Origin of the sequence: Limnospira sp. PMC 1279.21, assembly GCF_032349615.1 — a bacterium.
Lineage (GTDB): Bacteria > Cyanobacteriota > Cyanobacteriia > Cyanobacteriales > Microcoleaceae > Limnospira > Limnospira fusiformis.
The window spans coordinates 1-3,105 of record NZ_JARPLU010000296.1; the positions used below are offsets into that span (position 1 = coordinate 1).

General features: G+C 49.1%; 3 protein-coding genes. 1 reads left to right on the plus strand and 2 read right to left on the minus strand.

The genetic code is table 11. The features are described 5' to 3' along the window. Positions 1-1,184 (minus strand): trypsin-like peptidase domain-containing protein (locus tag P5683_RS23705; RefSeq protein ID WP_315669493.1); only part of this gene is annotated, 1,184 nt, incomplete at its 3' end. 43 nt (positions 1,185-1,227) lie between these two features. Continuing rightward, entirely contained in the window at positions 1,228-1,815 is a 588-nt protein-coding gene (locus P5683_RS23710) for a COP23 domain-containing protein (protein WP_315641094.1), read from the minus strand. A 29-nt stretch (positions 1,816-1,844) separates the two neighbouring features. On the opposite strand from P5683_RS23710, the gene P5683_RS23715 reads away from it, so the two are divergent. Beyond that, positions 1,845-2,945, plus strand: a complete 1,101-nt coding sequence (locus P5683_RS23715; protein ID WP_228116360.1) for a serine/threonine-protein kinase — start codon at positions 1,845-1,847, stop codon at positions 2,943-2,945. Positions 2,946-3,105: the final 160 nt, after the last annotated feature.

Genomic DNA, 3,105 nt, shown 5'->3' on the forward strand with positions numbered 1-3,105 from the left:
TCAGGACTGAAGCTGACGCTTAACACACTGTTTGTATGTCCGGTGAGTTGGCGCAGTTCCCGTCCGGTAGGCACATCCCACAGTCGCACTGTCTTATCATAACTCCCAGAAGCCAGGGTTTGACCATCAGGACTGAAGCTGACGCTTAACACACTGTTTGTATGTCCGGTGAGTTGGCGCAAAAACTGCCCAGCGCTTAAATCCCATAGACAAATATCTTTGTTGCTATATAGTGCCAATAACCGCCCATCTGCACTGACCGCCCCACCCGAAGCCGGACAATCAATTTCCCAGAGGGCTTCCCCAGTGGCGAGGTTAAATAAACTTGCACCACCACCTGCAATGACCACCATTAACTCCTGGTTGAGGGAAATTACTTCTTGTACTTGTCCCCGTCCCAGTCGCTTGATCATTCCTTGTTGCTGTAATGCGGGGAGAGTGAAATCGCCGCGCAGGTTTGCTGCCTCCTGTATTTGAGGAGGACTTTCAACAATCTGCCCCCCTTGTGCGATCGCCGATTGAGGTCTCTCCAAAAATGTGGCAATAGGAATCCCCAAATTCTGCCCAGTTTTGTCGCCTCTATCATCGCGATCGCCTCTACCATGAACCCCAATCACTCGTCCTCGGTCATTGAATACCGGCCCGCCGCTCATACCTGGTTGAGTGATATTGTTGTAAATGAAGCTATAACCCTCATTCGGCTGAGAGACTTTCCCGATAATTTTCCCATCCGAGATAATCACCGTGCGTCGAGGCACCGCCTGAGTAGCCACCGGAGCGCCTGCTACATAGACCGTTTGCCCTACCGCCACCCGGTCAGAGTTTCCCCACCTCGCCAGCTTGTAGTCATTCTCGCTGGTAAAAGTCAACACCGCCAAATCCACATCAGCCAGGGGGACAGTCACTTCCCGATTAGCCCGATGGCGGATACCGTTAGGAGTGATAATCAAACAAGTATCCTGAGCATTCCTGACGACATGATGAGCGGTCAGCACATAATAAGTATTGCCCTGACGGCGATAAATCATTCCCGAACCCGCCGCACAGCCATCGACCATCACCGTGACTTCCTGGGCTTTTTTCGCCACATTCTCGGACGACAGCCGACCACAGCCCCTCACACCCAGAGCCACCGCCAGCACTGCCACCACCAACAAACCGGATTTCTGCGATAATTTGGGCATGATAATCGAGATTGGGTTAAGCACTCCCCCTTTGTGAACCACCCTAAAACCCACTGCTATGGGGTAAATGCCGATCTACCCAACTTTTCAGGGTAAAATACTGGGGATAACCGGACTCATCTATGGGCGACACATCCTGCCCCTGGCTAAAGTCGATTATCCTTGCTATTGTAGTTCTGGGGGTGGGGGCATTTTTCTGGCTGAGAGTAAACAGCACATTATTCTCCCTGCAGGTCTGCTGCCGGGAATTGACTACGCAAATCACCGTTAGCTGGTTCACTCTGCCATGGGTTAAGTCTAATCCCAATAACTGCCCCCCATTATTGGTCACCGCCAGGGTTAGTCGCTCAGAAACTTGGTGACAGCGATCTTGGGGAGTCCAGTTATCCCCAAATTCTTCACTATTCCAAGTAATCATGGGCGTTTTAGAAACGGCATTCCCTCTCTCGGCTACCGTTGACCAACCGCTGCTTCCGTCAACGCATTTGAATGTGGTTTGTTCATCGATCGCCGGATTGGTTGTAGGATCAGCAGCAGTAGTGGAAGACCCAGGATTAAAAATAGCCCCGACACCAAACCCAGCCAAAACGGCAAGGACTAGCATTAGCACGAAGTATTGAAGTTTGATCATATCCTGACTCCTGTAAGTTGAGTAGAATATTGACTAAGAGGCAATTAAACCTTCTACCCTCTACCTGCTTTCATTATACCAAAATTCAATTAAAATCCCATTCCCCCAAAAACATTATCCCCCAAATTATGCAAGTCGGACAACTGCTTGGCGGACGCTACCAGATCGAATCTTCGTTGGGTAAAGGTGGCTTTGGCGAAACTTACTTGGCGCGGGATATTCATCTCCCTGATTATCCTCACCGGATTGTTAAACAACTCAAACCCTCATCGACTCAGCCCCGGGTGTTGAAAGTAGCCCAGGATTGGTTCGACAGAGAAGCCAAAACCCTCTATAAACTGGGGGAACACTCCCAAATCCCCCAACTTTTTGCCCTTTTTCAGGAAAATCAAGAGTTTTATCTGGTCCAAGAATATATTGAGGGTCATGATTTGACGGATGAAATCTGCCCCCAAAATGGCATTCCACTCAAGGAACCCCAGGTAACTCAACTGTTGCGAGAAATTTTAGAAGTCCTGAAAGTTGTTCACCAACAAGGTATAATTCACCGCGATCTTAAACCCTCCAATATCCGGCGCAGCACTAGGGATGGAAAAATAGTGCTGATCGACTTTGGGACGGTCAAAGACATTGGTGGAGAAACTACGGTCGCCCAAGGAAATTTTACCCTACCTATTGGTACTCGCGGATATACACCCCACGAACAATGGAAAGGCCGTCCTAATTTTGCCAGCGATATTTATGCAGTGGGAATGGTGGCAATTCAAGGGTTAACAGGATTGCCTCCCGATAAGTTACGGATAAACCCTAACACGCTAGAAGTAATTTGGGCTGATCAAGTTTCTGTCAGCCCCCAATTGGCTGAGGTTTTAAATAAAATGGTGGCTTTTGATTGTCGCAAGCGTTACCAAAATGCCACAGAGGCTTTAGCGGCTTTATCAGGTAAAAAACAATCGAACGCTATCTCTGGTGCTATCAGCAGCCTAAATTCTCTGTCTGTGTGGGTGATTTATGTCTCGGTGTTGGTGACGGTCATCAGTGGTCTACTGCTGGGGATGGTTGTCCACGATTTTCTGAACCCTTCTCGACCGAATCTCCCACCATCGGACATCCCACATGGAACATGGTAAATTGTGTTACCATTGATAAGGGCGATCGCCTTCCGGTTTCACCCCAGCAACTGCTGTTGGGTTTCACCAAACCTACTGTTTCGGACATCCTACATCGAACGACGATTGATAAGGGCGATCGCGTTCCGGTTTCACCCCAGCAACTGCTGTTGGGTTTCAA